The organism is Legionella bononiensis (assembly GCF_016786215.1).
Classification (GTDB): domain Bacteria; phylum Pseudomonadota; class Gammaproteobacteria; order Legionellales; family Legionellaceae; genus Legionella; species Legionella bononiensis.
Map to the genome: position 1 here is coordinate 270,205 of NZ_JADOBG010000002.1, position 25,637 is coordinate 295,841.

Sequence of the window (25,637 nt, forward strand, 5' to 3'; positions counted from 1 at the left end):
ATCTCATTTCGAATTAATTAATTCGTAGAGAGACTATTCTCATCAGTTTTGGTACTTTTGGGAATAAAATGAAGTTTTTGCCATCTCTCGGAGCGACTGGTTCTGTCTTTTACTTCACCCGCCAGTTGACCGCAAGCCGCATCGATATCATCACCTCGCGTTTTACGAGTGATCGTATTGATACCGTTTTTAATTAATCGGTCTCTGAATGCATCAATTGTGTCCTGAGATGAACGTTGATACTGAGTCATGGGAAATGGATTAAAGGGAATTAGATTGACTTTAGCGGGTACGTCTCGAAGTAATTTGATCAACTGATTCGCATGTTCAAGCTGATCATTAATATCTTTTAACATCACGTATTCAAAAGTGACTTTTCTTCTGGGTTCGTCTTTAAAATACCGTTTACATAAAGCCATGAGTTGAGCCAAGGGATATTTTTTGTTGATTGGAACCAGTTCATTTCGTAACGCATCATTGGGAGCATGCAACGATACAGCCAAGGCAACTGGACTAACTTCTTTTAATCGTTCCAGCTCAGGCAGAACTCCTGAAGTACTTAATGTAACGCGTCGCTTGGATAATCCATAGGCAAAATCATCCATCATAATACTCATTGCAGAAACAACATTATCAAAATTAAGTAAAGGTTCACCCATACCCATCATCACTACATTCGTGATTCGTTTATCATGAGCGCCCTGAGCCTGTGATAATTCTCTGGCAGCCAACCACACCTGGCCGATTATTTCAGCGGTACTCAAATTTCGGTTGAAACCTTGTTTTGCAGTTGAGCAAAAAGAACAATTTAATGCGCATCCTACTTGAGAAGATACACACAGAGTACCTCGATTGGCCTCCGGAATATAAACAGTTTCAATGCAGTTACCACAATCCAGTTTTAATAACCATTTATGAGTACCATCGCTGGATTTTTGGCAAGCAACAATTTCTGGTAATTTTATATAGGAAAGCCGAGAAAGTTTCTCAATTAATGCTTTCCCTATATTAGACATTTGAGTGAAGTCAGTCAGGCCGGCCTGATGAATCCATTGAATTAATTGTTGCGCTCTAAACGGTTTTTCACCCCATTGAGTCAGCAGCTCGCGTAACTGCTGATAATTATAATTCAATAAATTAACTTTTTGATCGGCCATAGTGACTCCAAAACAACCTTATCTATCACATATTTCATGAGGTTCAAAGAAAAATGCTATTTCACGGGCTGCATTTTCAGCACTGTCTGAGCCGTGGACTGCATTTGCATCGATACTGTCAGCAAAATCAGCGCGAATAGTTCCTGGAGCCGCTTCTTTAGGATTTGTTGCGCCCATTAGATCACGATTTTTAATTACAGCGTTCTCACCTTTTAAAGCCTGAACCATTACTGGGCCAGAAATCATAAATTCAACGAGATCATTAAAAAAAGGACGAGCTTTATGGATTTCATAAAATGCTTCAGCCTGAGCTCTGGACAATTGCATCATTTTTGCGGCAACTATATTTAAGCCAGCATTTTCAAAACGAGTGTAAATTTGACCTATAACAGATTTTGCTACAGCGTCTGGTTTAATAATAGACAGTGTTTGTTCTATCGCCATCATGTACTCCAAGGGTTTTGTTTTAAAGTGCGTTATTATACATGAATATATAGGGCTCTGGCTAATATAAATTCATCTTGAGAACAATTGACAACACGCCCTACTTTTAGCAGGAAGAATATGCTTATTTTTAGAGTGCATTTACCGACGATTCTGCCTGTTACTCTTTCTGATAGAACAGTTAGTGGATAAAGATCATCTCTTTGAGCATTCTGTATTACAATACAACCCATGCAAGTGATTGTTTGAATGATGATTTTTCAATGAACACCCAAATTACCCCCCATGCGCAGGCATAGTACTATAAGGTCCTGCTCCATAAAAACTGAGCACATCTTCTATTGCAGAGCCTTCTGTTGTTGAGGTTGATTGTCTTTTTTTCTGTTCTTTCTTTGTAAGGTTATTATATTTAGTCAACAAGGCAGAGCAATTATCATTATTAGCCGTACATGTTTCTTGAAAAAAGCGGAAAGGGCGATTTATACCCAAGATGAGAGAACAGTTTTCATCTTCTCTATTCTGTGAAAGAGCGAACATAATTAGTGTAGAGAGCGCTGCCATTACCCCAAATAACCAAAACAAATTGAAAACTGCTACTACTATTACACCACAGATTAAAAATCCTAGAGATAATGCCGCGAACGGTAAGGATTTAGTTATTACTTTAGATGGAATAGATCGTCTCTCCTGTCTGTCTAATTCTTTTGCTAAATTTTGAGCATCCAAAAGATTATCCATTAACTGAGGGCTCTGAATATCAGACTCAGCTATTATTTTAGTTTTTTGCAAGAGATCAATTATAATCTGTTGTACTTCTTCAAGCGTGCGCAAAGATGATCGTTTTTTAAGCTTGGGATAAACTATCTGCACTTCATCTATCAGAAGCTTTAAACTATTATATTTAAGCTTTAATAATATATTATTCTCTGTTTTATACTGTACTAGACATAGATTTAATTCCCTAATTAGTGAATCAAATTGCTCTTGGTTTGTGGAATTACTCATTATGCTTATACCTAAAATCGGTGATACATTGTGTATTTGATGTCACAATAAATGATTTATCTTTACTCTTTGTGAGCGAATTATAATCATATCTTGGGTGTTTGTAAATATCGTACATCAAAAATGAATAATCCTTTCGAAGCGATAAATCTATAGACTCAACAAAAAGATTAATTTCCCAATAATCAGTTTTATTCTCGCTTTATATTAGGGCGAATTAACAATTACTTTTCTCCAATAGTTTTATCAAAATACAAGGATTCTTTGTTGATGGCATCTTGTTGCGGATCAATTTTGTACTCTGGTAATAATTTAATTAATTCAGCTACGCGCAGTATGGTATCGTAAAATTGGGATCTATAGGATTTTGCTTGCTCACCCAACACCTTATTCTCTTGATAAAATGAGCTGATCTGTGAATCGAAATGAGACAATATCTCCAGGATATCCGACATATTACCTAAAATTATTTTTTTTAACTCATCACTCAACTTCAGTTTGGTAATTTTATTAAATTCCTCCACAATTAGAAGCTCATTACCAAGTGACGCTGCCTTGACATAATCACAATGAATTATTGCATAATTGACTGCTGAACGTATGGTGCTTTTATTAATTTCAAAACCATTGCTTTTTAATGTAGTGTTGATAAGTGTGAGTACCGATTCAAATTTTTTTCTCCAGTCCTCTGCAATTTTTATCAGGCGTGCCTGGGCGTTAGCAATTAATTTATTTTGTGCTAATTGTAGTTGATGAAAATCTTCCCCCAAGGTTACTAACTTTTGTCGCTCAGCTTCCAGTGATTCTCGAGTTAGTGCTCCAGGAGAAGTTTCACTTTTCCCGCTTTCACCAGATAATAAATAATCAATGAATAGTTTCTGGGCATAAATGTGATAGTCGCCGGCTTGCTGAAGCACGATTCCATTCAATACATTTTTTAATGGAATTTTTAATAACTGATGATAGAAACTGAATGGACTTTTAATCGCGCTGATTAATTCATTTTGCGGTAAGGTAATGTGATAGGTACCCAGTAATCGTTCCGCAGTGATTAAACCATAAGTTGAAAACCATTTACTCAATTGTTCGTCTTGTATTAGCTCGTCCATAATTCATCCAATTTAAATTAGCTAGCGTCTGTGATATAAGGCTTATTATTTGAAATTATAGTGTATTTCAATGATGTTAAAACGATTAGATACTGATTTACAAACTTTAAATGCATTTCTACGGGTTTCGACACCAAACTCATGGCTTCAGCACGCATCAACCAATATACCTTTATTATTGGTTGATCATGCTCATTGTGAACGCAAAGCAGCAGCTACCGCAATTAATTTTATGAGCAAATATCCTGAAAAAGCTGAGTTAGTTGCCATCATGTCACCTTTGGCCAGAGAGGAATTACTTCATTTTGAAAAAGTAATGCATATTATGAAACAAAAGGGTATTTCTTATGGTCCTTTGCAACCTTCAGATTATGCCACTAAACTTCATAAACTCATTACAAAACGAGATGGAATTGAACGCTTATGTGATCAACTAATTATTGGCGCGATTATAGAAGCACGATCTTGTGAGCGTTTCAATGCCATTATTCCTTTCCTAAATGATCTGGAACTAGCTAAATTTTATAAAACTTTAATTAAATCTGAGGCTCGCCACTTTCAGGATTACTTATACCTAGCCAATTTATATGGCGGTTCAATTGATGATCGTCTGGATAGATTTTTAACGGTTGAAAATGCTTTTATTTCAAGCAAAGATACTGTGTTCCGGTTTCATAGTGGCATCCCCGGGTGTGATGGACACAATTAGAACGTAGCCTCCTCGGCCCGAACGGTTCGAGGAGAAACTCTTAACCTAATAATGGTGTTTACCCGTCTAAGTGGGTATGAGCTATATAAAGTAATGAGCGATCAAATCCATACAGCCGGATACCAACTAAACTTGCCCTATGGACCACGAGGTCTGAAATCAAGTTCTGATTCACCTTTCAGGAAGTTGTCTAATCCATTGTCGGGATCATCTTTTAATTTATTGAAGGTATCTTTGTCTAAAGCCATACCATGTTCATCAACAAATTTGGATTTATCGCCTGGAGTTGCTACATAACCTTGCTGTTCAAGCCACATCCGCACCCCTTTCTCGAATAATTGATCGAGTACTGGACTGGTTTCTTGATTATTATCTGAACGGGTAAGTGGTTGTATAGATAATTTTCCATCATCCGAACATGTAACCAAATGCTGAAGTTCTGGAAGATCAATCTCTGGATTTTTTCTAAAGAGTTCTCTAAGAATATCAGATGCAGGCAATAATACTTTATCGGCTATTAAGTTACTTGCTGGAGCCCAAATTGTTTCATTGGTTGATTGATGCAACGCTTTGGCCATGGAGCCATAAATATTCCATAGTTTCATCATCGCAGAACGCCAGTCATTGTAGGCATTAACATCAGCTTCTAGTGCTCTATCAGCTTCTTTCATTGCTACTTCCCAAAGAGTTGCCTCTCTGCCAGTCTGAGGATCAGTCGTTTTGTGTCCTTTATGTAATTTATCCATAGCCGCAGCACGTTCGTCAGCTCTTGCCCTTTCACGTTCTTGATATTCTCGAGTCAGTGCTTTCTGCTCTTCTTCTCTACGTATTCTGGCGAGCTCCTCGCGCATTTCATCATTTGATTTAGACATTACTGTACTCCTCTTGTAACAATGCATGGGTAAAATAGAATCCCTTTGTATTATCATAACACAATACTTGTGGCGTGTCATCCCAATCACTAAGCACAAATCGTTGCATTAGATGCATCTTATTCTGATATTGGGTAAGGCCTGGCTTATGAGTATGACCATGAACTAAAATACGGACTTGATATTGTGCCATATGAGCCAATACGGATTCTGTAACAACATCCATTTCTTCCATTGGTTTATTTTGTTTATTGGAGCTGATGGTACGAACTTTATTAACAATACTCTCGCGAAATCTTAAAGAAAAACTTAAAAACAACAGTACAAATAAGCGATTACGAGTTAAACGTCTCAACCTTTGATGACCTATATCTTTAGTGCAATAGCGATCTCCATGGGTTAATAATATGTTTTCACCACCCAATTTAACTAAGGTTGGTTCCTGCAGAATAGTCCAGCCAGCCAGTTTAGCGAACTTTTTACCCAGCAGAAAATCGCGGTTGCCACACATATAGTATATGGAGATGCCTTGCAAAGTCAGTTCAAATAATTGCCTGGCTATTCCTTGACTCCATTCATTAATCGAATCATCTCCAGCCCAAGCATGAAAAAAATCACCAAGAATATATATTTTTTTGACTGAAATTCGCGCCCATTTTATAAATTGATTAAAACGCTCTTGAATCTCGGAGTCTTCTGGATGGAGATGTAAATCTGATATAAATACAGCCTCTAACATAAGGACTCTATAACAATGTGTTGATTGGATAAATAAATCTGGCAAGGACCGTTAATTGGTTCTATGGCATCACTTAATCGATAAAAACCTGCTATTGATACTAACTCTGCTTCAAGAGATTGACAGAAGATTCTTGCATGTACATCACCGGATATTCCTGCTAAAGCTCTTCCTCTTAACGCTCCGTACACATGAATATTTCCATCGGACAATAATTCAGCGCCATGACTTACTGAGGATGTAACGATTAAATCAGCGCCTTTGGCTACAACTTGTTGTCCGGAACGAACGGGTGTAGTCAACAATTTGGTTGTAGTTAGTTCCGCAGTGAGCTGCTCAACGGGTTGTTCAACTAAAGGTTTATCTTGTGAAGCAGAGGCATTTAGAACCGCTAAACCATTACATTGAGCCAGAGTTTCTTGTAGCGCATTGCCTCCCTGTATTGCTACTGGAATCATCCCATGCTCTCGAGCAATTTGAAATAAAGCAATAAGATCAAACTCCAACTGATTCACTGAAGACAGATCAAATACCACTGGGGTTTTTTCGAATAATTTAGGGGCTTTAACTACAGTTTCTGCAAATTGCTGTGAAAAAAAATCAATATCTGTATTCATCACTTGTAAAACTGTAAAGGTATAAAGCCTTCCTTTTAATCTAAATGCTTGAGTTTTAGTTATATTTTCACTCATTTCTATGATATCCATAACTGATATTTTTGTTTATACTAGCATGTGGGAACCAATAACAGAAGGATATCAAAGTGGATAAACGATGGTTTGAACAATATCAAAATGGCGTGCCACATGAAATTGACCCCAGTCAATATTTATCCCTAGTATCTTTATTTAAAGAATCATGTAGCCTTTATGCCAATCGTACAGCATACACCAATCTGGGCAGCGACATTACTTATGCTCAACTGGATCACTTAACCAGAGATTTCGCTGCATACCTGCAACAACTGGGCCTACAAAAAGGCGCCCGCATTGCCGTCATGATGCCAAACTTGCTTCAATATCCGGTAGCATTATTTGGAATTTTACGTGCAGGTTTTGTTGTGGTAAATACAAACCCACTCTATACAACGGATGAAGTAATTCATCAAATGAATGATTCTGGAGCAGAAGTAGTTATCGTTCTTGCCAATTTTGCAAACACCATAGAGAAAGCCTTACCTTCAATGAACTCAGTCAAACATGTGATTGTTACTCAAATTGGTGACCTGTTCCCGACATTTAAACGATTAATCGTTAATTTTGTTGTAAAGCATATAAAAAAACTCGTTCCTGCTTACAAAATTCCTCACGCGGTAGCATTTAACTATGCGTTACTCGAAGGCAAGCAAGCAACATTGCATCATGTTGAATTAAATCATGAAGATATTGCGTTCCTTCAATATACAGGAGGAACAACAGGTGTTGCCAAAGGAGCAATGCTCACACACGGAAACCTGGTAGCCAATGTATTACAAGCGTACTCCTGGATTGCACCCCTAGGTATTTCGGATAATGACATTATTGTTACAGCCCTCCCTCTTTATCATATATTTTCATTAACAGCGAATTGTCTAACCTTTATGAAAGTTGGTGCCAAAAACATACTAATTACCAATCCTAGAGATTTAAGTCATTTTATTGATGAAATTAAAAACTCCGGTTTTACAGCTTTTACAGGCGTTAATACTCTATATAACTCTTTGTTAAATCACCCCAAATTTAAAGAAATAGATTTCAGTAAACTTAAACTGGCCTTATCTGGTGGAATGGCGCTTCAAAAAAGCGTATCACTTCGATGGGCGGAAATGACTAAAACACGTGTGTTAGAGGCTTATGGTTTAACTGAAACAAGTCCTGCTGCAACGATGAATCCAATGTATATGGATGGATATAACGGCAGTATAGGTTTGCCCTTACCTTCAACAGATGTATCTATCCGCGATGATAATGGCAAGGAAGTTCCAATAGGCACAAGTGGAGAGTTATGCATTAAAGGACCACAGGTTATGCCTGGATACTGGAAGCGTCCTGATGAAACAGCTCTGGTTTTCACTAAAGATGGCTTTTTAAAAACAGGTGATATTGCCAGAATGGATGAAGAAGGATTTATTTATCTGGTTGACAGGAAAAAAGATATGATCGTAGTGTCCGGCTTCAATGTATATCCCAACGAAGTAGAACAAGTAATAGGTATGCACCCAGGGGTACTGGAAATTGGCGTTGTTGGAGTTGTTGATGAAGAATCTGGTGAGCGAGTCAAAGCCTGCATAGTTAAAAAAGATCCGAATTTGACAGCGGAACAAATAATCGCTCATTGCAGAGAACATTTAACCGCTTATAAAGTGCCAAAGATAGTCGAGTTTTTTAATGAGTTACCTAAAACCAATGTTGGCAAAATAATGCGTAGATCATTAAAAGAAGGAGCTTCTGGAAATGATGCGCAACAAAATAAAAAGCCTATAGTAACAGCTTAAAATATCTTTGCTTTAATTGTTTAAATCAATCGGGATTCGTTAACCCCGATTGATTTAATCAGGGTTTTTCCATTCAAAATACTTTGAATAAAGATGAATGAATGTACCGTCATCCTCCATCTGCAAAATCACTTGATTGATTCGTTTAATTAATTCGCTATTATCTAAACTGGTCATAACTGCATAACCTTCCCCTACTGGTTTTTTACTGCCAATAAGTTTGTAAATACCTGGATTTGTTGCTATCCAATATTTAGCTGACTCGTAGTCCAATATAAATGCATCAATTTCATTGTTCTGTAACCCAACAAATATGTCATTAATCATTGGATACGTGACAATGGTATTGTTTCTATTGTCAGAACGTACTTGATCGCCATAGGGCGTTCCTTCTCTTACGCCTATTCTTTTTCCATAAAGGTCCTCAAGCGTGTTAATTGAGGCATTATCGTTTGAGGTAATGTACTGCGAATAACTCTGTAAATAAGGAATACTGAATAAAAACTGTTTTTCTCTCGATTTGGTAATAATCATTGATGAGATGACTAAATCAATTTTTTTATTTTTAGTAGCGCCAAAGAGATCATTAAAAGTGTACGCTTTAAACTTACAAGTGATCTTTAATCTTTTGCAAATTTCCATCATCAAATCAATATCATATCCGTAATAAGCAGACTCTTGACTGGTCCATGTTTCAAATGGTGGATTAAATTTGGACGAACCAATCGTTATGGATTGGGAATGACACAATAAAGACGAGATACACAATATCAATAAAACGAATGATTTCATAAGTTTTACCTTGGAAGAGCAGCATTAATAACACCATAAGCATGGTATAAATTTCTATTTTTGTACAATTATTTGGAATCAATAACTAATTGTTTCATGATTCTGGCTGTAGCACCCCAGATATAATCATTGTTTGTTATAAATTCACATGTCGTAAATTGAACACCATACCGCTCAACAGTGATTTTCTGATAATTCGCGGCACTATGGACTAAAGACATAGGAATGGTGATAAGCCCTGTTACTTCATCAAAATTTAAAACATAGGGTTCTATAGATTCAATCTGACCTAACCATGGATGAATAATAATACCGGACAGAGTGCGTTCATCTTTTAGCTCCTTAATCAGAGTAACGCGTTCCTTTATTATCCCAAGTTCTTCATGGAGTTCCCTTAATGCTGTATTTGAAAAATTTAGGTCATTCTCTTCCCATAATCCACCTGGAAAACTGATTTCTCCAGGATGATTCCTTAACTGTTCGCTACGTTTTGTTAGAATTAAAGAATCAGTTGCGAGTTCATGCAAAACGATTACAGCTGAATGTGTGGTCTCATTTTTTGAGAATTTATTTAAGTCCATTAATTATCGCTGCAATTTTAGTATAACATTCACGATATTCATCTTCGCATTTGGAGTCAATAAGAATTCCGCCACCAGCTGCCAAATGAAGAATATTTTTTTTTGCGGTTATGGTACGAATAGCAATATTGGTATCGAATCGACCATGGCTTGAGAAATAGCCTATGCTGCCGCAATAAATGCCTCGAGCATAGTGTTCTTGTTCATTAATGATGTTCATTGCTTCCAGTTTTGGTGCGCCAGTTATTGATCCACCGGGAAAACATGAAAGAAAAATATCAAATGGATTCAAGTGATCCATGCAGAGTGCTTCGATGTCGCTAACCAGATGATGTACCGAATTATAGCTTTGTACTTCACAAAGATTAGTAACCTTCACAGAACCCGGCTTCGCAATTTTTCCTAAATCGTTACGCATCAGATCGACAATCATCACATTTTCCGCACGATTTTTTTCGCAGGAAATCAGTTGATTTTTCAATTGCTCGTCAATCTTCGGATCAATCGAACGTGCAATAGTGCCTTTTATTGGGGATGCAAGAATAGTCCCCTGATCATATTGGAGAAATCGCTCCGGTGAAAAACTAAGTATATCCGCTTCCTTGTTCCTTAAAAAGGCTGAAAATGGAACTGGGTTCTTATCGGTAATCGTTCTATAAATTTCCCAGGAATCGCCTGAAAAATTGGCATGAAATGGCTGGGTCAAATTAACCTGATATGCTCTCCCTTCGTTCAAGTATTTATTTATTGCCGAAAAAGATTGTTGATAATTCTCTTTTGAAACGAGCGGTATGAACTCACTGTTTAATTCATATTTCTGAGGTTCAATTGGAGATTGATTCCATATTTGAATGATTTCTTCAATTAGAGTTTTTGTTGATGAATGACGATTTGCTGCAAATAATGTGACTTTTCTCAAAAGATGATCCGCGATAATCGCCCAATCGTAAAGTCCCATATCCAAAAGCGGCATGTCTGATAGAGACTCTTGAGGCATTGTTTTGATCCCGAGCAGCTGGGCTCCAAAATCATAAGAAATATACCCTATTGCTCCGCCCTGAAATGGAAGATCATTGATTGATTCATGGTCTAACAGGAGATCACGTAATGTATCTGGAGAGGAGTTTTTTGACTCTTGATTTGACCAGATTACAACACGATCATAGGGATAAGCACTTAAAATATCATAGCGTCCACGCGCTTTGTCGGTGCTTTCGAGCAATACAAATCCTGGTAAATCACAGAACTTTTTATATGAATCTTGCAAAAAAAGATGATAATTTAGTTCTAATGATACGAATTTGCTCAAAATAACCCCTATTAATACTGTTTTTTTTGAATATATCTTTACATAAAAGTTAATAAATTGTACAGTGTTGTTTTCCATAAACCCTGATTTTATAAGCCTTATGTTCATTTACTTCCAAGATATTACTTGTCAAACCAAACACATCTTATGGTCTTTCCCCGAAGGCTCAACTTCAGCTGATTGTGTTTATAAATTTGCAGGGGAAAAAGATCCCATTGATCACCAACTAATTAACGATGCTTTAGCAGGAATCGAAGGTATAGAAATTATAGACGGTATTGCAACTGTATCTAATATCCAAGTGTTTCGAATTCGTCATCCTTTTAATATTGTTCTTCCGCTCGAAGATCAAGGACAGCTTCAAATAAGTCCAAGCTCAATCAGAGGAACTACATTTTATAGAGGTGGTTCAGACCAAAATCTTCCGATGTCCTCATCATCCAGTATATCGCCCAGAGCAGACTCAGCCCCACCTCCACCACCAAGGACGCCCAGAGGAGTTCGATTTGCATTGACATTTGCGTCCCTGCTTTCATCCTATCCAGGTGAAACCCTTGTATACGATGTTGACGCCGAACCGAATATAGTTGCTAACAATTTAAGCAATCTTAAAAAACTATCGTCACTTGGTGTACATTCTGTCGGCTCAGTCAATCTCACCATACAAGTCTTAAAAAATGTAAATTTGTATTTTCTGCGCCAACACCAAATCAGCATGGTGAAGAAACTATTTGATGATGAACTGATACCTGCAATTCATGAGTTTCAAAATGGTAAGCCTGTACCTAAATTTGTTTTAGACTATTTTGCGCTGGCTGTACGAAACATCATGGTTAATACCACTTACAACAGTAAAGATACTGCTTTTGAAACCAATTTCATTCTGGAGAGCACACCAATCCCTATTAAATCGAACTATGAGGTTCGTGCTGTTTATGCTAGAGAAATGTTATCTTCTTTATTGTATTTTATTGATTATTCATCCAGTTCAGACACGGGTAATCCTGAATTAGATCAATGGCTTCATGAATTTAAGGCACATATTTATCTTGATGAAGAAACAGTTAGAGAACGCTCCCTTCGTTCCAAGAATTGGGAGTTAATCAATACGACTCTCTTGTCTCTCGAACAATCAATTATTTGTTCTGGATTAATGGATCATGACTACAAGCAACTTCAATTAAATTCAATAATTTGTAATGGACAACTACACTTTAACCTGCTTGTTGCCGCGATCAAATCGATGCATGAAGGTAAAACCACCCTTAAATACGCGCTCGACCGCCTGGATAGAGAATATAAATTCCCAGAAGATACCGTATTAACTCTTCCTCCAGTTTTATCCTCACTGTTGTCGATGATCAATGCATGGTATCAAGCTGCATTGCATCCTGATGCTAAAACAAAACTAAAAGAACATGGTATATCTGAGTTAGTTGCAGAGACTTTGAAATTAACTCAACCCTTATTTCTTGAGTCAACTAATGGAGACGTTCGCTCCACTTCAGCAAAATTTATATCACATACTCTCCGACCTACTGATACCGATATATATATTAGCCCTGAATGGAAAGGTGCATTGGACACGAAATTTGTCAATAAAATGCAACTTTTTAATAAAAATAAAAAAGACAGCATGAAACCTGAAAAATTGAAACAAGAGATTTATAATGTAGTTCGCGAAGTATTAAAGGAGAAATTGGATTCATTAACTAAAGATGAGGAACACGCTCATAATCAAGCCTCATCCTCCAACTCAACTTCATATTCAATCTAATGTTTTAATTTCTGAGTCACATTTCATCATCCTGAACGCAGTGAAGGATCTACAAATGTAGGCACCACACCACATTCAGGAGATCCCTCATTACATTCGGGATGACGGTTAACTTTCGTCATCCTGAACGCAGTGAAGTATCTCCAAATTCAGGAACCACACCACGTTCAGGAGATCCCTCTTTACATTCGGGATGACGGATAAGTTCCGTCATCCTGAACGCAGTGAAGGCTCTCACAATTCAGGCACCACACCACGTTCAGGAGATCCCTCTTTACATTCGGGATGACGGATAAGTTCCGTCATCCTGAACGCAGTGAAGGATCTCCAAATTCAGGAACAACACCTCGTACAGAGGATCGATATAACGTCTACCTCAGTTATTAGGAAGTTACTTAATTTCAATTTAATTCACTGGTTTTTAAATCAATTTGTGAGTATTCTATGGCAACGCGTTGTTGACAAGGAGCCATGTAATGACAACAGTTGCTCAATTTGATATTACTTTCACGCAGTTTTTGAATGAGCAAGGTGAGTTAGTAGGTAAACTACCCTCCTTTGCAGAAGATCATTCCGCTTTAAAAGATTTATACAGAACAATGGTACTTACCCGTACTTTTGATAAAAAAGCAATTGCCTTGCAAAGAACTGGCAAAATGGGAACCTATGCTCCTATTAATGGTCAGGAAGCTATTTCAACGGCAATTGGCCATGCAATGAAACCCGATGATGTCTTCGTCCCCTATTACCGTGATTATGCCGCTCAGTTGCAGCGCGGTGTAAAAATGTCCGAAATTCTTGCCTTTTGGGGTGGAGATGAGCGTGGCAGTAATTTTTCCGGCAATTCCCAGGATTTACCTATCTGTGTACCAATAGCGTCTCAATGCCTTCATGCCGCAGGAGTTGCCTTTGCTTTTAAATATCGAAATCAGAACCGTGTTGCTGTAGTCTGTATTGGTGAAGGCGGTACTTCTGAAGGTGATTTTTATGAAGCAATGAATGTAGCAGGAACCTGGAATTTACCCGTTGTTTTTGTAGTAAATAATAACCAGTGGGCTATCTCTGTTCCTCGAGACAAACAGACAAGTACTCAAACTATTGCCCAAAAAGCCATAGCTGCTGGATTTAAAGGCGTACAGATCGATGGCAATGACGTGCTCGCAACCCGCCAAATCATTGGTGAAGCCATTGACAAAGCACGCCGCGGGGAAGGCCCAACATTGATTGAGGCATTAACATACCGACTTTGCGATCACACTACTGCTGATGATGCAACACGATATCAACCTTCGGAAGAAGTGGAGCAGGCCAAACCTAAAGAACCCATAGCTCGATTCAAACATTTTCTGATGGCACAAAAACTATGGTCTTCAGATGAAGAGGAACAATTAGTTATGGAATGTTCCGAAAAGGTAGAACAAGCAGTTAATGAATATTTAAGTACTGCCCCTCAATCTATAGGCAGTATTTTCGATTATCACTATGCAGAGTTACCTGAATATCTTGTGGAACAACGCGCAATAGCCATGGAGGAAGCAGGTCATGCCTGATATAACCTTAATTGAAGCAGTAACTCAGGCTCTGGCTTATGAGTTAGCCCATGATGAAAACGTCGTCGTATTTGGTGAAGACGTGGGTAAAAACGGTGGCGTGTTTCGTGCGACCGTTGGATTACAAGAGCGTTTTGGAGAGAAACGCGTTTTTGATACTCCCCTTGCAGAATCCATGATAGCCGGTCTGGCAATAGGAATGTCCATTCAGGGATTAAAGCCTGTAGCAGAATTTCAATTTATGGGTTTTATCTATCCTGCGATGAATCAAATCATTTCTCATGCTGCTCGTATGAGAAACAGAACTCGTGGACGACTGCATTGCCCACTGGTATACCGAGCGCCATTTGGCGGTGGAATTAGAGCACCCGAACATCATTCTGAAAGTACAGAAGCTTTATTCGCTCATATACCCGGTTTACAAGTAGTTATTCCCTCATCTCCCAAACGTGCTTATGGATTATTGCTAGCCGCTATGCGAAATCCTGATCCTGTTATTTTTCTTGAGCCAAAACGTATCTATCGTTTAGTCAAACAACCCGTCGCAGATGATGGACAGGCATTACCAATAGGAAAATGTTTTACATTGCAGCACGGTGATGATCTAACTCTAGTCAGCTGGGGTGCCAGTATGCACGAAACCCTGCAAGCAGCGAAACAATTAAGTGATGAAGGCATTTCCTGTGACGTGATTGATGTGGCGACAATCAAACCATTAGATATTGAGACCATAATCGCTTCCGTAGAAAAAACAGGACGTTGTGTAATTGTCCATGAGGGAGCTAAAACCTGTGGAGTTGGAGCTGAGATATCTGCTCAAATTATGGAACAGTGTATGGCTGATCTTCTTGCCCCGGTTCAGCGGGTCACTGGTTATGATACCGTAATGCCTTACTTCCAGCTTGAAAAACAGTACATACCAAGTGTTACACGTATTAAAAACAGTGTTATGAGCATAATGGAGTGATAATGAATATTTTTAATCTACCTGATTTAGGTGAAGGATTACCTGATGCTGAAATTCATGAATGGTTTGTTAAAGAAGGTGATACAGTAAAAGCGGATCAACCTTTAGTTTCTATGGAAACAGCTAAAGCTGTAGTTGATGTACCCTGCCCTCAAGGCGGTACTATTGCCAAACTTTTTGGCAAACCTGGTGATGTTATTAAAACCGGTGAACCTTTAGTTGCATTCGTTTCAACAAGTGCCAAACCTGCTGATAAAGGTACTGTAGTAGGTAATCTTGAAGAAAGTACCGAAATCAGTGAAGATAACTTTGTAATTGGCTCGCAGAATTCAGACAGAACACGTGTTAAGACAACACCTGCGGTACGGATGCTGGCTAAAAAACTGGGTGTTGATCTGAACACCTTAAAAGGCACAGGAGAGCATGGAGTCATCACCCGCCTTGATGTTCAGAATCAGGCAGATAAAAACTCCCAACCCCCTGTTGGTTTTGAACCATTGCGTGGGGTTAGAAGAGCCATGCTAAACAGTATGGTTCAGTCACATGCGGAAATAGTACCAGTAAGTATTTTTGACGAAGCGGATATTAATAACTGGAAACAAGGCACGGACATCACTGTTCGGTTAATTAGAGCAATTGTACATGCATCCAACATGGAACCAGCTCTTAATGCCTGGTTTGATACCCGACATGGTGCCCGCCAGTGTTTTAAAGAAGTTCATCTTGGATTGGCTATGGATAATGATGAAGGTTTATTTGTGCCCGTCATACACGACGCCAATAAGCATTCAGATGGTGAATTACGCCAAATCATCAATGACTTCAAAGAATCGGTACGAAATCGAGCTGTTACCGCAGATAAGTTAAAAGGTGCAACAATAACCTTATCCAACTTCGGTAAATTTGCTGGTCGTTTTGCCAGCCCGATAATAGTTCCTCCGATGGTATCAATATTGGCTGTAGGAAGACTCTATAAAAGTGCTGTTGTTACTCCTGAAGGTTCAATTGAAGCGCACAACATGCTTCCACTCTCCCTCAGTTTTGATCACAGAGCTGTAACTGGAGGTGAGGCAACTCGGTTCCTTGGTGCAGTCATAGAATCACTACAGAACGCCTGATCTTTTTATATCTGCTCTCGGTTCGAAATAGTGCTGAGAGCGGCAATCACCCATATATCTCCTAAAGCCATGTACCCCTACTCATGTTGATACTTACCCATCACTAGATGAATTACTACTGTATTAGAACTTCACTTTTGCAATTCAAGAATATATTGGATTAATAAAGAGCACTTAAAGACGATTTATTATGCACATCGGTTAATAATTCTTTAATAATTAAGGTCTATAATCAATTTATAAGTCACTTAATTGGTTTTTTACAATGAATCTAAATAAAGAACAGTTCGAAATTTTATTTGGTCGTTACAGGAGTAAAAATCCCAATTATCCAGCCACTGATGCATCTAGAAAACAATTTAAACTCGCTGTTGAATATATTGAAAGAAAATTTGAATCAGATTTTGTTAATTTGTTTGCCTTAAGCAGTTCCCAAGAGGAAACATTTCAAGATCATAAATCTCATTGGGATTTTGCATGCCAAATATTTGATGCCAGTTTACCAGCACAAAATAATTTTAAATTTGATACCAATAGAGCTGAGTTAGAGAAAATCAAGGTAGAACAAAAAATTGTCCATACCTCCTTGATATCAATCCATGGAATGACCAGAAACCAGGGCTTAAGGGAAAAACTAATCAAAGGTAACTTAACTAAATCAGAATGGTTGACTGATCTTGATTTACAACGAATGCTCGAATTAACTGGAACTCAGGACAAAATTCATATCCTGACTTTTGATCCACAATCCATAGGTACAGCATTACATTTTGAACGAGAAAAGCATACTGACGGTCTACCTTACTCGATTCCAATGTTACTCAATAAAGGAAGTGATGCCTCTAATCAGGGATCACATTGGCTTGCTGCAAACATAGTAGTTGATCCAACAGCTCGTACCGTCTCTTATAAGATTACAGACAGTATGAAATTGTCGGCAAACGAAGAACAGGCTTATAAAAAACTGATCGAAAATGCCATTAATTATCAGGAAAATAACGCTCCCGATCTTATTTCATTTAAAGGTTTTCCCGCAAACGAAGGCTGGACCATTAAACGATCCGATAAAGACGTTATAAGTCAAAATCAAAATGATGGTTTTTCCTGTGGGTATAGGGCACTGCATAATTTATTTCAAATCGAAGGACTGGTTGGTGATAATGAAATAGCTAAAAGCTATAAACAAATCAGAGGTAAAGAGGGTATTGCTCCTGAAGAAAGCAGCGCGTTAGTCAAAGAATTTTATGAAGCACAACTTGAGAATTTAGTAATCGACGCATCGGTGTATGATGCAATCAATCACAAACAACGCAAACTATTTGAATCAGATCATGATCAAAAGCGTATTAAAAACACTGCTTTAAAACAAATTCTAACTCAGGAACAACCGACTGTTACAGAGGATCCCAGCTTTTTGGTTAATCCAGCAGTAAGTGAGGCTGTTAATAAACTAAATGGGTTTTCATCCGTTTTTTCATTTCCCGGGACAAGTGATCCTTCATTAAGCGCGACAGATTTTGAAAATTTGTTTACTCAACTTCAACTAAAACTGGATAGATTAGACATTAATCTCAAATTACTAACTTTGACGCCCTGCAATGCCGAGATGTTAGATGGATTGAATGCGTATTGTGGATTAAATGCAGGAATAAGAGTTGATAAACTTAAAATCGATCTCGATCCATCAGTCAACCCAGAGGTCTTTGTCGCCAAATTAAAATTAGCACTGAATAACCTCTCAGAAAATAATTTAGCAGAACTCGTTATCGCCGACAAAGGAACAGTTCTTAAAGAAGAACACTGGTTACAAATCTATAACTTTGTTGAAAAGAAACAAATTCCAATCGCTATTACTCTTCCAGAGGAGTTCTTAAACTCTACATTACAACACCAGCTTGATGATGTTGTTTCTGTTAACCAGCGCATGAAAAATCAGAATGAACTGGGTATGGAACAAAAAGAACGAAAAGCGCTGGATCTAGAACATAAAGGGATTCGCAAGAGACCCACATTAAAAGACGCTCGAGCAGGAATAAATATTGATATTGAACTTCAACAAGAACAACAGGTTGAGGTGGCCGTAGCTGTTCAAAAAACTCGTGAATCAAATGAGGAAGAAGTTGGTTTTGGCGAAATTAATGCCCTTGATTTAAACGAATTGATGCGACGTTTTTCTCAAGAAGGCATGTTGGTGATTAATCCAGAAGCCCAATTGATCTCCAAAAGTGAGTTAAAGAAAAACTGGCATACATGGATGGGAGATATTGTCTATGTGGAAAGTAATGGGGTTCGTTATGACTCACTAAAATCAGATAATGTGCCCCAGGGAAACGAGGTCATTATACGCGGTACCCAGTTTGGGAAAATCAGTATTGAAGCAGTACAACAATTAATGGACCATCGAGAACAATTTCAGTATGGAATTAATCCTGATTTTCTTCCACCTGGCTTTGCTCTGGTACCCGATCGCTCAAATTCAGAAATCCTTGTATTACATTATGATAAAGACGTAGCTCCATCCAGTACTGATATAGCTCCTCAACTGCAGGAACAAATTTCCAAAAAACCCCCATCAGCAGATGTTTTTGGTGAAATGATCAGTTCATTAAAACCCAATGATAATGCTCGGGACGCAGTATTATTAAAACAATGGAATCTCATCAATGATTCAACTTATTCACGAGAAAATACTTTTGAATTTCGAGGTCAATTTTCCAAATTATTACTTCTGAATAAAGATCAACTCGAACAGGTTTTTAGTCTATGCAACTCAGAAGGAACATTCAATGCAAAAATATTGCATTACATCATGGAAAACACTCAACGCACTGAATCACTTTTTAAAGGGAACGCAGATAGAACAGACGACAATTCTGTTGCATTAGACAGTATTATAAAACAATTTCATGGATCTGAAGACTTAGCCAAAAGCTTTATTGAGTTATCACATAATCTCACGACTACAACACCAGATAAAAGCACACATATTCTCCTGACTTTATTAGCAGATAATCCTGAACTTAAAACGCAAGTCGAAAGTTGGTCAAAAAAACTTGCTTTTGATGACAAACAAATGAATGCGCTATTACAGGTATACACTGAGTATTCTGGCGCAGGGTTATCAAAATTATTTTCTGTATGGAAGGATATTGATAGTGAACTGCTGAAACAATTAAGTAATACCGTATTTAAACAAGCAGATTCATTTGTACCCATGATTAAGAACGAAAAAATGCAGGATGCATTAAAAGTTCTGAGTGGATTAAGTCAGGATAAGAGCAAATACGCCTGGTGGACTAGCTTGTTAGCGCAACATTCTTCAGCTGTAGGATCTGACAGTTTACCAGAACTCATAAGTGCCTTTAATTCATTTGTCAAAAAAATTGAGGAAATGGGGCTAAAATTTTATCCCAATGTATCGTTCACGGATGTTAAAAGTATGCCCACAGTGTTGGGTCGAATTTTAACCATTTTACAAAATACAGCTCCAGTTGACCGAGAAGCACAATGGAAGGAGATTACTGCCATTTCATTAGAGGCAAATGGCGCCGTTCGTGAATTTACTCAACCAGTTCAGCAGGGAAAACAAACAGTACAAAAAGTATTTGTTATCCCTGAAATGAGAGTTACCCCACTTGAATACAACAATACTGATTATTCAGCAAAAGGTAAATGGAAATCCATTGCGAAACAAGACACTCTGGCTGAAACAAGAAAAGAATTTTATCGTTTTGTTGCTCACCAAAAAGACAGGTTACCTCTGGATTTTTATCGTGAAATGGATGCAAAAATTGTATCGTCAAAATGTACTGATACAGAAAAAGCGAAATTGTTTGCACTGCTGGCGGATAGTACTACTGGTTTAACCAATGCTGAACTATCAAGTGATATAGAGCACTCAAAAGAAAACTGGAATCATATTGTTAACTCATTGAATAATATACCGTTGTCAGCGCCCCTAAAATTATTTGAAAGTAAAATAAGAGAACAATTAGTCGATCGCTTATTTGATTTAGGTAATGCACCAGCACTACCCGTGTTGAGAAAACTTCTGGATTTAATAGGCAACGCTTTAAAAATTGAAAATTACTTCCGTGCTGTAAGCGAATTGGAAGAGAAAGGTCAGCGACTCAACCATACCTGTAGTATTCTTGAGCAAATAACCCGAAATTGGGGAGATTCAATCTATACCGGTATGAAATTTTATACCGAGGATACTTATAAAGAACCAGGAGAATCAATATTCTACAGACATCTGGATACCGCAGTAGCTCTTTTAAACGGACCGAATGGCTGGGCCTTCGACGATAATGAATACGGTAAAAAAATACTGTCTCTCATCAGTACCTTTGGGCTGGCAAATGGTAATAAAGAAGACAATCAAGCCACTGCTTATAAAATAAGAACTATCTTTGATGCCGCATTAATGAAAAGCAACTCCGCCATTAATAAAGCCCTATATATAATGCAGTCCATGGATAAAAATGGACCACCTCCACTTACTCCTAACGATTTATATGAGTTCATCAGTCAATTTAGTAATGAGTACATTAGTTCAAGGGAAATTACAAAAATCCAAAATCTGGTCAAAGACCGATTTGAAAACTACTTTCCAAATAACTACTTTAAATTTCTGCAAGCCGAAGGTATGCCTCTTGAGGCGCAACAGGTACTTAACGCCAAATTTAGTGACAATGAACGTAAATTGATTGAACAATTAGTATCGCATTATACTGAGCCTGGAGACGCCTTACAGTATTTGGATGTAATTAAAAAACTCGTAGTCATTACTCGCGATTTATCAAAATTAGAACGCGAAACGTTTTTACAAAAAATAAATTCACCTGCTCTCCTCGAACATACAACAATAAATAATTTAGATCAGCTATTGGAAGGTATAAAAAACAGTGGAGCCCCCAATGATTTCTTATTCTTCCTTAACAAAGCGGAACATTTCCAAGGTCAACTTAATGGTCTAATGCAAAAAACCCAAGTTTATTTGAATACCATACTGCCTTCAATGGAACAAATGAAGAGCAAAGTAGTATCCAAAATGGACTCTCTGAATCTGGTTATCGATTTATTATTAACAACTAATCCCGAGAAACTAGGTTCTTCACCCGATGTAAAACGTCCAGATGATGACGATTTTCTACAGATTAGAGATCAACTTACAGTAGACCCGGATAAAGTAGATCCCAAACTTCTTGAAACACAAATTATATCCTTTATTGAAAAGGTTCCTGGAGCAAATCAACTTGCCGCACTGAAGAATTTGAAGGACCATTTAGAGGAGTTGAACAGCCCAGAACCTGTAGCCGATAAACCTGAACCGGTTAAACCAGCAGAAAATGCAGGCGTATTAGGAAGGATAGGCGCTGCTCTTGGTGGAGGAATCAAGGCCGTTGGTGGTTTTTTCAGTAAATTAATTGGTAACAAAACTGAAGTTTCCCCGGCAGCTGAATCAACTCAACCGATAACTGTGGTCATCAAAAAACCTAAAGATTTTGAGACAGACTATTTAACTAAAGCCAGCAACGAACTATCAACTGTTATCGAAAAAAGAAAGCAATTCGATCAGGTTTTTGTTGATTTATTTAAAAGCATCAATCAAGCAGCGGAACATTATCCGGGTGATAAAACTACAATTATCAATTACCTGAGACACTTTCTTTCTAATAATTACTCAAGCGATGATCAAATTGTTTTTTCATGGAATAACATTAACTTAATTAAAAATGAGTTTATCGCTTTGGATGATCCAGATATTGTTCGTTCTTTATGCAATCATTTTAGCAGTGATAAAGGTGAATTTACCCATGAGTCGCTGTTAAAGTTATTGTCTTCACCGGAATATACAGCATTTCCCAAAGATGAGAAAAAGTTGTTTTTAAATTTGTTAACTTCATTAATTAACAACGATAAGCCCTGTACGCTTAATGAACTGAACGATTTAATGAATCGATGCAAAGATGAGAAAAAGGGGCCAATTCTTCTTGAAACCTTAAAAAACATCTATAAATCAGCACCCTACCCGACTCTTAAAAAATTTCAAAAATGGGAAAACAGTTGTCCTGAGGATGGTGATTTAGCACAACATCTTGCTGAATGCTATGCAAAATTTGATAAAAAACCTTGTAAACGAGAAACTGTTAATGGATTTAACCTGGCTTTTGCAAAAGATCAAGCAGCCAAAATGGGTGGTGTAACCTACAGCAATGAAGAGTTAGAGTCAATTGACAGAGAAGTTAAAGCAGTACGAGATTTATCGACCGATGAAATCAAAAATGAATTACTTGATTTAAGAAATAAAACAAAAGAATTAAGTACTGAACGTCTGGTCGCATTATCCGCTGAACTGATGTATCGCACCAAAGGAATGCCTGCTGTCTTTGATAATGGCAAGCAAAAATTGGGGCGATCTTTTGAAATCCATACGACGCAATATTTAGCAATTCACTCCATGCTGAAATCGGGTACTCACGTAACAAGTGAAATTGGCACAGGTGAAGGTAAGTCACGAATTATGATGCTCATGATCCTGGCTCAGTATGCTCAAGGAAAAACAGTTGACTTTGTAACAGCTGATGTCCAACTCGCAACGCGAGATTACTTATCATTCAGATCACTGTTCCAATCTGTAGGCGCTAAAACAAACATTATTTATCAAAACACGCCTGCAAATGAATATGCGCTGGATGGTATTAATTTCTCCGACGCTGCCAATTTAAGCTTATTCCGTAATAAAGCACGAAGTGAAGGTAGAGCAAATCTGGTTATTGCTGAAAATCCTGAGCAAAGAGCCATGATGCTTGATGAGGCAGACAGAACCTACTTCGATATGGCTGATACACGATTTAACTATTCCGCGATGGCTGATGCAACCATACGCGACATGCCTTGGGCCTATGAAGTATTAGTTGGATTTTTCTCACAGGATAATCCCGAAATAATGAGGTTATATCAAGAAGATATTGATGCCTGCAATAAATTATTAATTCAGTATGCTTATAAAGAAGTAGGACCAGAAAATGCAAAACGTCTTGAATCGGTTGCTCAATCTCAACTGGAATCCTGGCAACAATCAGCCTTAACCGCTTTAGTACTGGAGCTGGATAAAGACTTTGTGATTAAACCGGATATTGAGATTGAAACAGCGAAAGGCCCATTGATGGTCAGTGAGGCTCGTCTGTTAATCGGTAACCGCGAAGATCGCAGCTCCAAGTTTTCTTTTGGTGTACATCAATGCTTGCATGCTCGTTTGAATATGCTGAAAAACAAACCAGATACTGCAAAACCAGGAGATGAAAAATTAATAGCACGATTATCGGAATGTGAAAACGACTTTTTTATTGATAATGAAAAGCAAATTATCTATTCATCAACCAGTAAATCCATGTTAGATGAGTATGCACAGGGTACTGTTTGTGCTGTAACAGGAACTGCCGGTTCAATCCGCGAGCAAGAGGAAGCAAAGGCTTTATATGGAAGTAGTAAAGATAATGAAGAAATGAGCTTCATTACAGTTCCAAGACATAGAGGTTTAAATCGAGTTGACTACCCTATTTACCTTGCCGCAGATAAAAAATCACAACAGGAACTTTTTGCACAACAAATTCGAGAAGCTCGTGCTGCAAATCAACCTGTCGCGATTATTTGTGAAAATGATATAGAAAGTCAGGCAATGATGGATTACCTAAGTAAGGTTTTTCCCATTGACGCCAATAACCCCGATATTGTACGTATTAGTTCACAAACAAGTTCCCATGATGAAGCGGAGCATATAGAAAAACATGCTGGACAACCTGGAATGGTTACTGTATCAACAGGCATGATTGGTCGTGGAACAGATATTCCCTTGCAAGGTAGATCTGCAGAACATGGATTGAAAGTACTTGTAAATTATTTACCTCGCGAGCGTGAGCTCAATCAAATTATAGGTCGTGCCGGTCGGTTTGGCGCTGAAGGCGATACACGTCTTATTCTCAATAAGGTAGATTTGAAAAAACAATTTGGAAAATCAAGTCTCAATGATGGCTTTTATACGGCTACAGAAGCCTACATTAAGCAACAACATGCCATTATGGATAGAAAAGCTCAGGTAGAAAGGATGATTAAATTTACTGTTGCTGATTTCAGACGCGATTTAACAAATAATTATTTTGATCAATTATTTAAAGAAGTTGTTCCTCACCAACAGCCCCAATTAAGCACGCCATGGAAAAAATTCTTTGATGAAACTGATAAGAAATGGACTGAAACATGGCAGGCAATTAAAGGGGAAATGGATAATATTAATCCTGATGTTGCAGTCATTAATAAACATCTTGATAATTATCAAAATATTGTTCAAGCAAAATGGAATGATTTAAAAGATGAAACAAAAGTACTGAATCTAAAAGGTAAAACAATGGATTCTCCTACGGATCTATTGAACGCGGATGTTGGACCATTGGCCCTTTCTGAGAAAGCAAAAACAATATTGACCGGATTTAGTCCTGAAAAAATTGCTCCATTAAAGACAGTGGTTTATGACAAATACGATCCAGCGCATGATGGTAAAGCCGTATTATATACTCGCCCCTTTGAGAAGTTACGAGCTGTATTCCGAGGAGAACGTTCCTTGTTTGCTGATTTTAATGCCTGGATGGATAATAGAGGAATTTTATTCCCTAATCTTCGTGCCTGGTGGAATGGTCATATGACATTCGGACAACTATTATTTGGTGGTGCAACTAAAGGCAGTGTTGTGATGTCCGAAAAGGGTCGAGAAATTCAAGAACAAGAATCGCCAAAGGTCACCAATAATAATGGTCCTTCGGCGCTGGTTATAGGTCTTGGAGTTAAATCTGTGCCGACAACTAAGGCACAAGATTTAAATGATGAAAAGGAAAGTACATTATCAACAGGTGCAACTGTTGTTAAAGCTCCTGTCAGATCTATTCTAGAACAATCAGGTCATGTTACAGCGCATGAGGAAGAAGCAGAGAACTCCAAATCTTTGACACGTTGATTGATATAAATACTCGGATATA

Annotated in this window: 17 protein-coding genes; 7 read left to right on the forward strand and 10 right to left on the reverse strand. The window is 37.9% G+C overall.

The genetic code is table 11. From position 1 onward, the window contains the following. Positions 1-17: 17 nt before the first annotated feature. The 4 genes from rlmN to IZU94_RS02380 all read right to left on the reverse strand — a co-directional run bounded on the left by rlmN (position 18) and on the right by IZU94_RS02380 (position 3,715). Positions 18-1,157: a dual-specificity RNA methyltransferase RlmN gene (gene rlmN, locus IZU94_RS02365; protein ID WP_203107628.1), complete on the reverse strand. Its 1,140-nt coding sequence runs from the start codon at positions 1,155-1,157 to the stop codon at positions 18-20. Positions 1,158-1,175: 18 nt separating this feature from the next. Further along, a complete protein-coding gene (ndk, locus tag IZU94_RS02370; RefSeq protein WP_203107851.1) occupies positions 1,176-1,601 on the reverse strand; it encodes a nucleoside-diphosphate kinase in 426 nt (141 codons plus the stop codon). 276 nt (positions 1,602-1,877) lie between these two features. Then, positions 1,878-2,606, reverse strand: a complete 729-nt coding sequence (locus tag IZU94_RS02375) for a hypothetical protein (protein WP_203107630.1) — start codon at positions 2,604-2,606, stop codon at positions 1,878-1,880. 224 nt (positions 2,607-2,830) lie between these two features. After that, positions 2,831-3,715, reverse strand: a complete 885-nt coding sequence (locus IZU94_RS02380) for a hypothetical protein (RefSeq protein WP_203107632.1) — start codon at positions 3,713-3,715, stop codon at positions 2,831-2,833. Between the two features lie 73 nt (positions 3,716-3,788). Here IZU94_RS02380 and IZU94_RS02385 point away from each other — a divergent pair, with 73 nt between their 5' ends. Beyond that, entirely contained in the window at positions 3,789-4,424 is a 636-nt protein-coding gene (locus tag IZU94_RS02385; protein WP_203107853.1) for a MiaE family protein, read from the forward strand. Between the two features lie 137 nt (positions 4,425-4,561). On the opposite strand, the gene IZU94_RS02390 is transcribed toward IZU94_RS02385, so the two are convergent. The 3 genes from IZU94_RS02390 to minC are packed head-to-tail and all read right to left on the reverse strand — an operon-like array spanning position 4,562 to position 6,727. Then, complete coding sequence (locus IZU94_RS02390) at positions 4,562-5,296, reverse strand: hydrolase (protein WP_203107634.1); 735 nt, start codon at positions 5,294-5,296, stop codon at positions 4,562-4,564. Beyond that, positions 5,289-6,035, reverse strand: coding sequence for a UDP-2,3-diacylglucosamine diphosphatase (locus IZU94_RS02395; protein WP_203107636.1), 747 nt, complete (start codon positions 6,033-6,035; stop codon positions 5,289-5,291). The genes IZU94_RS02390 and IZU94_RS02395 overlap by 8 nt, the downstream gene beginning before the upstream one ends. Further along, positions 6,029-6,727 (reverse strand): septum site-determining protein MinC, encoded by a 699-nt coding sequence (gene minC, locus IZU94_RS02400; RefSeq protein ID WP_203107638.1) that lies wholly within the window; start codon positions 6,725-6,727, stop codon positions 6,029-6,031. The genes IZU94_RS02395 and minC overlap by 7 nt, the downstream gene beginning before the upstream one ends. A gap of 71 nt (positions 6,728-6,798) precedes the next feature. Here minC and IZU94_RS02405 point away from each other — a divergent pair, with 71 nt between their 5' ends. Then, the gene (locus tag IZU94_RS02405) at positions 6,799-8,508 is read left to right on the forward strand and encodes an AMP-binding protein (protein ID WP_203107640.1); all 1,710 of its coding nucleotides are present in this window, start codon (positions 6,799-6,801) and stop codon (positions 8,506-8,508) included. 54 nt (positions 8,509-8,562) lie between these two features. On the opposite strand, the gene IZU94_RS02410 is transcribed toward IZU94_RS02405, so the two are convergent. The 3 genes from IZU94_RS02410 to pabB form a co-directional block, all read right to left on the reverse strand. Beyond that, positions 8,563-9,300 carry a transporter substrate-binding domain-containing protein gene (locus tag IZU94_RS02410; RefSeq protein WP_203107642.1) on the reverse strand — a complete coding sequence of 246 codons (738 nt, stop codon included), beginning with the start codon at positions 9,298-9,300 and terminating at the stop codon, positions 8,563-8,565. A 68-nt stretch (positions 9,301-9,368) separates the two neighbouring features. Next, positions 9,369-9,881 (reverse strand): NUDIX hydrolase, encoded by a 513-nt coding sequence (locus tag IZU94_RS02415; RefSeq protein WP_203107644.1) that lies wholly within the window; start codon positions 9,879-9,881, stop codon positions 9,369-9,371. Beyond that, positions 9,868-11,190 (reverse strand): aminodeoxychorismate synthase component I, encoded by a 1,323-nt coding sequence (gene pabB, locus IZU94_RS02420; RefSeq protein ID WP_238400671.1) that lies wholly within the window; start codon positions 11,188-11,190, stop codon positions 9,868-9,870. Before pabB ends, IZU94_RS02415 begins: the two co-directional genes overlap by 14 nt. A 100-nt stretch (positions 11,191-11,290) precedes the next feature. On the opposite strand from pabB, the gene IZU94_RS02425 reads away from it, so the two are divergent. From IZU94_RS02425 to IZU94_RS02445, 5 genes are all read left to right on the forward strand, one after another. After that, the gene (locus IZU94_RS02425; RefSeq protein WP_203107646.1) at positions 11,291-12,967 is read left to right on the forward strand and encodes a hypothetical protein; all 1,677 of its coding nucleotides are present in this window, start codon (positions 11,291-11,293) and stop codon (positions 12,965-12,967) included. 476 nt (positions 12,968-13,443) lie between these two features. Continuing rightward, positions 13,444-14,517: a pyruvate dehydrogenase (acetyl-transferring) E1 component subunit alpha gene (gene pdhA, locus IZU94_RS02430; protein ID WP_203107648.1), complete on the forward strand. Its 1,074-nt coding sequence runs from the start codon at positions 13,444-13,446 to the stop codon at positions 14,515-14,517. Beyond that, the gene (locus IZU94_RS02435) at positions 14,510-15,484 is read left to right on the forward strand and encodes an alpha-ketoacid dehydrogenase subunit beta (protein WP_203107650.1); all 975 of its coding nucleotides are present in this window, start codon (positions 14,510-14,512) and stop codon (positions 15,482-15,484) included. Before pdhA ends, IZU94_RS02435 begins: the two co-directional genes overlap by 8 nt. A gap of 2 nt (positions 15,485-15,486) precedes the next feature. Then, entirely contained in the window at positions 15,487-16,602 is a 1,116-nt protein-coding gene (locus IZU94_RS02440; RefSeq protein ID WP_203107652.1) for a dihydrolipoamide acetyltransferase family protein, read from the forward strand. A gap of 265 nt (positions 16,603-16,867) precedes the next feature. Next, complete coding sequence (locus IZU94_RS02445) at positions 16,868-25,615, forward strand: preprotein translocase subunit SecA (RefSeq protein WP_203107654.1); 8,748 nt, start codon at positions 16,868-16,870, stop codon at positions 25,613-25,615. Positions 25,616-25,637 lie beyond the last annotated feature (22 nt).